At 64.4% G+C, this 5,896-nt stretch carries 7 protein-coding genes and 1 pseudogene; 6 read left to right on the forward strand and 2 right to left on the reverse strand.

The genetic code is table 11. From position 1 onward, the window contains the following. Nucleotides 1-177: pseudogene (locus G6018_RS17345) on the forward strand (IS630 family transposase); the annotation flags it as partial. Nucleotides 178-231: 54 nt separating this feature from the next. On the opposite strand, the gene G6018_RS06175 reads toward G6018_RS17345, so the two are convergent. Then, the gene (locus G6018_RS06175) at nucleotides 232-1,398 is read right to left on the reverse strand and encodes an acyl-CoA dehydrogenase family protein (protein WP_069389782.1); all 1,167 of its coding nucleotides are present in this window, start codon (nucleotides 1,396-1,398) and stop codon (nucleotides 232-234) included. A 96-nt stretch (nucleotides 1,399-1,494) separates the two neighbouring features. On the opposite strand from G6018_RS06175, the gene G6018_RS06180 reads away from it, so the two are divergent. The 3 genes from G6018_RS06180 to G6018_RS06190 are packed head-to-tail and all read left to right on the forward strand — an operon-like array spanning nucleotide 1,495 to nucleotide 3,091. Then, nucleotides 1,495-2,166 (forward strand): TetR/AcrR family transcriptional regulator, encoded by a 672-nt coding sequence (locus G6018_RS06180; protein ID WP_235027696.1) that lies wholly within the window; start codon nucleotides 1,495-1,497, stop codon nucleotides 2,164-2,166. A gap of 17 nt (nucleotides 2,167-2,183) precedes the next feature. After that, the gene (locus G6018_RS06185) at nucleotides 2,184-2,393 is read left to right on the forward strand and encodes a hypothetical protein (RefSeq protein WP_141244302.1); all 210 of its coding nucleotides are present in this window, start codon (nucleotides 2,184-2,186) and stop codon (nucleotides 2,391-2,393) included. Further along, entirely contained in the window at nucleotides 2,390-3,091 is a 702-nt protein-coding gene (locus G6018_RS06190) for a transglutaminase-like domain-containing protein (RefSeq protein ID WP_182639176.1), read from the forward strand. Before G6018_RS06185 ends, G6018_RS06190 begins: the two co-directional genes overlap by 4 nt. Before the next feature lie 63 nt (nucleotides 3,092-3,154). On the opposite strand, the gene G6018_RS06195 is transcribed toward G6018_RS06190, so the two are convergent. Next, nucleotides 3,155-4,165, reverse strand: coding sequence for an AraC family transcriptional regulator (locus G6018_RS06195; protein ID WP_069389784.1), 1,011 nt, complete (start codon nucleotides 4,163-4,165; stop codon nucleotides 3,155-3,157). Nucleotides 4,166-4,286: 121 nt separating this feature from the next. Between G6018_RS06195 and G6018_RS06200 the strand changes: the two genes are divergently transcribed. Then, nucleotides 4,287-4,607, forward strand: coding sequence for a 2Fe-2S iron-sulfur cluster-binding protein (locus G6018_RS06200; RefSeq protein ID WP_007628312.1), 321 nt, complete (start codon nucleotides 4,287-4,289; stop codon nucleotides 4,605-4,607). A 17-nt stretch (nucleotides 4,608-4,624) separates the two neighbouring features. After that, nucleotides 4,625-5,896, forward strand: a 1,272-nt coding sequence (locus G6018_RS06205; RefSeq protein ID WP_182639177.1) for a cytochrome P450, incomplete at its 3' end; no start/stop codon positions are given.

Below are 5,896 nucleotides of genomic sequence, written 5' to 3' on the forward strand. Positions count from 1 at the left end.
GCCATCCGCCGCGGAGTCTTTACATCCGTCAAGGACCTCAACGCGAAAATCCGCACCTTCATCGACGGCTGGAACCACCGCTCCCACCCCTTCGTCTGGACGAAAACCGCCGACGAAGTCCTCGCGAAAGCCAACCGTAAGAAGACTTCAAATGCGGACCACCAGAGACGTGTTTAGGCGTGCTGGCGGACGGAGTGCTCGCCGAGCGAGCGAGTGCGCGTCGGGTACGGACTACTGTCCCATGACAGGTGTCGGGAGTGACCGGGCGATGATCTCCTTCATGATCTCGGTGGTGCCGGCGTAGATCTGACTGACCCGCAGGTCGGTCCATGCGCGCGCAATCGGATACTCCTCCATGTAGCCGTAGCCGCCGTGGAGTTGCAGGCAGGTGTCGGCGACTTGCTGAGCGCGTTCGGAGCTCCAGTACTTCGCCATCGCGGCGGTGGGGATGTCCAGTTCGCTCTTGACATGCAGGTCGAGACACTCGTCGATGAAGGCGCGGGTGACGCGGGCTTCGGTGGCGACCTCGGCGAGCTTGAACTTGGTGTTCTGGAATCCGAAGATCGGTTTGCCGAACGCCTCGCGCGTGAGTGTGTACTCGTGTGTCAGGTCCAGCATCAAGTCCATCGACGCGGCGCAACTGACGGCGACGATGAGCCGCTCCTGCGGGAGCTGCATCATGAGCTGGACGAAGCCCTGCCCCTCCTCGGTGCCGAGCAGATTGCTGGAAGGCACACGTACGTCATCGAAGAAGAGCTCGCAGGTGTCTTGCCCCTTGAGGCCGATCTTGTCGAGGACACGGCCGCGCCGAAATCCTTCGGAGCTGGTCGGCACGATGACCAGTGAGACGCCTGCAGCAGCCTGATCCGGGCTGGTCTTGCAGGCGACGAGCACCATGTCTGCGTGGTAGCCGTTGGTGATGAAGGTCTTGGCTCCGTTGATGACGTAGTCGTCGCCTTCTCGGACTGCCTTCGTCTTGATTCCCTGGAGGTCGGAACCGGTCCCCGGCTCGGTCATCGCAATGGCGGTCACGACCTCGCCGGAGGCCATCTTGGGCAGCCATTCGCGCTTCTGCTCCTCGGTGCCGTAGTGCAGCAGGTAGTGCGCCACGATGCCGCTGTGGAGTGCAGCCCCCCAGCTGCTGTCACCGATGCGGGCCTGCTCCTCGATAAGGATCGCCTCGTGGAAGAAGTTGCCGCCGCCCCCGCCGTACTCCTCGGGAACGGAGGCGCACAACAGGCCGAGCTCGCCGGCGCGGGTCCATAGTTCGCGGTCGACGCGCTTCTGTTCGATGAACCGCTCGATGTTGGGCTTGATCTCCCTCTCGCAGAACGTCCGGGCGAGTTGACGGAAGTCGTCGAGGTCCTGGTTCATCCAGGGTGAACGGCGGCTGGGCATGGGTCCTCCAAAGATTATGTGCCGGGTACAGGGTGTACCCGAAGGCTACGGGTACACCCTGTACCGCGCCAGTCCCTTTCGGGTTAGAATGTGCTGGTGGATCTTGCGAGGTGGGTGGACACGGCCGTGGTGCGCCGATCGACGGCGCACGAATCGCACCGGTCGGCACGACGAGAGCAGATAGTGGTGGCCGCGGCTCGTGCGATCGAGGAGTACGGTCCCGGCGTCGGTACTGCCCAGATCGCGGAACGGGCAGGCGTTGCGCGGCCTCACGTCTACCGGCACTTCGACAGCAAGGAAGACCTCGAACGAGAAGTGCTCCGATTCGCGGCTGATCAGCTCATCGACACCGTTCGTCCCGCCATGCGCGTGAGCGGTACAGCTCCCACCATCATCGAAGGCGTGATAGGCGCTGCCATCGGATGGGCTGCCGGTCATCCCAACCTGTATCGCTTCATGGCGGCGCGCCAGCAGAACAAGGAGACGCACCGGGCCAGGTTGGGGCGCACACGGTTCCTCGGGGAGGTGGTGTCCGCAGCCTCGGCATACATGCGCACATCCGAGGTACAGGTCGATCCCCCGGACGGCGTGATGGCGGGGTTGATGGGCATGGTCGACGCGGGGATCATCTGGTGGCTGGACCACCACGATGAGTCGAAGGAAGAGGTGACCACCCGGATCGCCCATCAAGTTTGGCTGATCATGCGTGATCTCGCCCAGAGCGTAGGGGTTGCTGTGGACAACGACCTTCTGTTGAGCGCGCGATGAGGGACCTCTCGCCCGGAATGGGCGCACCCCGAGCCCGTCGAAGCGGTCCCGCGTTGGAACGGCGACGCCCCGTGTGCGACCGGTGGCTGGAAGAGGTCGGTGACCTGGTGCGGCGGATGCCCGACGTCTGCATCTCGGCAGTGCCCGGCGAGCAGCCGGCCGGCTGGCCGCGCACGGCCGTAGCGCTCAAGACTGACGGTCTGGTCAACACCGCGGTGCGGCGATGACGCCGGCGCCGGGATCGCACCTTGAGGCGACCTTCTTCCTCGATCACGACCACGCTTCGGTACGCGACTTCACCCAGCACGTGATCGCCGGCGCGTCGAGCCCCCGAGAGAGAGCGTCCCTGCTCTTTGCTGCAGTGCGTGACCAAATCTGGTACGACCCCTACTCGGTCTCCGAGGATCCTGAGCATTACCGGGCGAGCCACGTCCTCCAGGCCGGCCGCGCCTACTGCGTGCCCAAGGCGGTGCTACTGGCCGCGGTTCTGCGGGCCGCGGGCATCCCTACCCGACTCGGCTTCGCCGATGTACGGAACCATCTGCAGACCGACACCTTACGAGCCGTCATGGGTGGAACGGATCTGTTCGTCTATCACGGCTATTGCAGCGTCTACATCGACGGACGATGGCTGAAGGCCACACCTGCCTTCAATGTCGAGTTATGCGAACGATTCGGCGTGCCCCCGGTCGACTTCGACGGACAGGGTGACGCGCTCATGCACGCCTTCACCTCCGACGGGACTCGGCACATGGAGTACGTACGAGACCACGGTAGCTTCGACGACCTCCCCCTGGGCCGCATTCTGTCTGCCCTCCACCAGGCCTACGGACCTATGGTCACCGCCGCTGCGGGGCCTGACGATGCCTTCACTCCTCCAGCTACCACCGGAGAGACCACTCCGGAAGGATCCGTGGACTCATAAGGGAGCACCTGGTGAGCCACTCCCGCCGGGCGCGGTCCTTCTTAGGGGCTGCGGAAGTGGTACTCAAGGGTGCTGGTGGGCGCGTCGGAAGTGGCTCGGTGAGCTGCCGGTCCATCCTTTGAAGGCATGCGAGAAGTTCGTGAGGTCGCTGTAGCCCAGTTCGGCGGCGACCTCACTGACAGACGTGGAGCGGTCGAGCAGCCGTATCCGGGCGCGGTCGAGCAGTGACTCCTGGAGGAGTTCGCGGAAGCTGGTTCCCTCCGCGGCGAGGCGGCGTTTCAGGGTACTCGAGGAGATCGAGAACTCATTCGCGACCGATTGGATGGTCCTCACCCCTGGCCCGTCGTCCAGCAGTGCCCGCACCCTGCGGGTGAAGTCCCGGCTGCCGCCCTGACGTTCGAGCGCCTGCTGGAGGCTGGTGACGGCGACGTCGTAGGCGACTGGGTCGGGGAAGCGGCAGGCCGCGTGTAGCGTCCGTTCAGGGATGTGCACATAGGACAGGGGGGCGTTGAAGATGAGCCGCGCCCCTGGCCAGGCTTCTCGAGCCCCGCTGCTTGGCTCCGGCCAGCGACTATGCATGGTCACCTCCGACGCGTCGTCGACCAGTCGGTCGACCAACCGCATGAGGGCGAGTCCGCAGTAGGTGACGGCGAGACAGTCCAGGTCGGGGTCTGCCGCGTTCCCGGTGAGCCGGATCGTCAGGTCGTCGCGCTGGGGATCGGACTGGGTGGTGACGGCCTCGGTGATCACGGGAAGATAGGTCAACAGCTGAACGACCTGGGCGACGGTTCCTGCGCTGACCAGCGGCACGCTCAACGGCCCGAAGGACGTGAGCTGGGCCTGTTCCGCGCAGGCGATCCCCAGCTTCGTTGCCTGCTCGGCATCGAGGTCCGGGTAGACCTCGCGAAACCACCGCAGCGGTGCCTGCTCCTGGGTCCGGATCAGAGACAGTTCCCCGGTTCCCTCGCGCGCCATGATGGCACGGAACTGCTCGGCACTGTCCGGATCGATCGCCGGACTGGCCAGCAGCTGCGCGAAGGCAAGCGCTGGGACGCCCGGCTCGCTTCTCTGCACAGCGCTCCTCACGTGACCCGATCTCACAGCAGGATGACACGATTCAACATGGTCATCGCCGATATCAACGACAATACTGGAGAAAATGTCGATGACGTAGTCAATAGTGAGGGAGTTGTAGATGACAGTCGTTACCTTCGTGTCATACGACGGGGAGAAGCACGAGGCGCCCATCGAGGAGGGCTGCTCGCTGATGCAGGTCGCCACGAACAACGCCATTCCGGGCATCGATGGTGACTGCGGCGGAGAGGCCGCGTGCGGCACCTGCCACGTGATCGTCGATTCCGCCTGGGCCGCCAAGGTCGGCCCCTCCGGCCCGGAGGAGGAGGAGATGCTGTCGATGAACCCCGAGCGAGAGCCGACGTCGCGGCTGTCGTGCCAAGTCCAGGTCTCCCGGTCATGGGACGGCTTGACCGTGCAGTTGCCTGAATTCCAGATGTAACAGGAGGTGTTGACGAGATGAAGATCCCTGACGCAGTGAAGACGAAGGTCGATGCCGCCATACCCCTGGATCGCCAGGTCCAGGCCGCGCACCTCTACGACAAGAGCCGACGTTGGTTGACGGGCACGAACGGGCAGAAGATGTTCGTCGAAAGCCCGATCCCGCCGGTCGAAGAACTCGCGCTCGAAGACATCGACCTCAGCAACCCTTTCCTGTACCGACAGGGGCAGTGGGCCCCCTACTTCGAGCGCCTGCGCAACGAGGCCCCGGTGCACTACCAGCCCAACAGTCCGTTCGGGCCGTTCTGGTCGGTGACGCGGCACGCCGACATCATCGCTGTGGACAAGAACCACGAGGCCTTCTCCGCCGAGCCCCTGATCGTCATCGGGGCGCCGCCGCGGTTCATGGACATCGCCATGTTCATCGCCATGGATCCGCCCAGGCACGACGTTCAACGGCGCGCCGTCCAAGGCGTGGTGGCTCCGAAGAACCTGCGCGAGATGGAGGGCCTCATCCGGGAGCGCGTCAGGGACGTCCTGGACAACCTGCCCGTCAACGAGCCTTTCGACTGGGTGAGGACGGTGTCGATCGAGCTCACCGCGCGCATGCTGGCGACCTTGCTGGACTTCCCCTACGAGCAGCGCCACAAGCTTGTCGAGTGGTCGGACCTGGCCACCTCCATGGAGCAGGCCAATGGAGGCCCCTCCGACAACGACGAACTGTTCCGCGGCATGGTCGACCTGGCGCGTGGACTCAGCGCACTGTGGCATGACAAGGCCGCCCGCCTGGCGGAGGGAGAGGAGCCCGGGTTCGACCTGATCACGATGCTGCAGAGCAACGAGGCCACCAAGGACCTGATCAAGCGGCCAATGGAGTTCGCCGGCAACCTGATCCTGTTGATCGTCGGGGGAAACGACACCACCCGCAACTCGATGAGTGGTGGGGTTCTCGCGCTCAACCAGTTCCCCGACCAGTTCGAGAAGCTCAAGGCCAATCCGGACCTGATCCCCAACATGGTCTCGGAGATCATCCGCTGGCAGACCCCTCTTGCCTACATGCGCCGGATCGCCAAGACCGACACCGTGCTCAACGGCCAGTTCATCCGCAAGGGTGACAAGGTGGTCATGTGGTATGCGTCAGGTAACCGGGACGAGTCCGTGTTCGAGCGGCCGGACGAGTTGATCATCGACCGGCCCAACGCCCGCAACCACATCGCTTTCGGGTTCGGCGTCCATCGGTGCATGGGCAACCGATTGGCCGAGCTGCAGTTGCGGATCCTCTGGGAGGAG

It is taken from the genome of Dietzia sp. DQ11-44, assembly GCF_014145205.1.
Taxonomy (GTDB): Bacteria; Actinomycetota; Actinomycetes; order Mycobacteriales; family Mycobacteriaceae; genus Dietzia; species Dietzia natronolimnaea.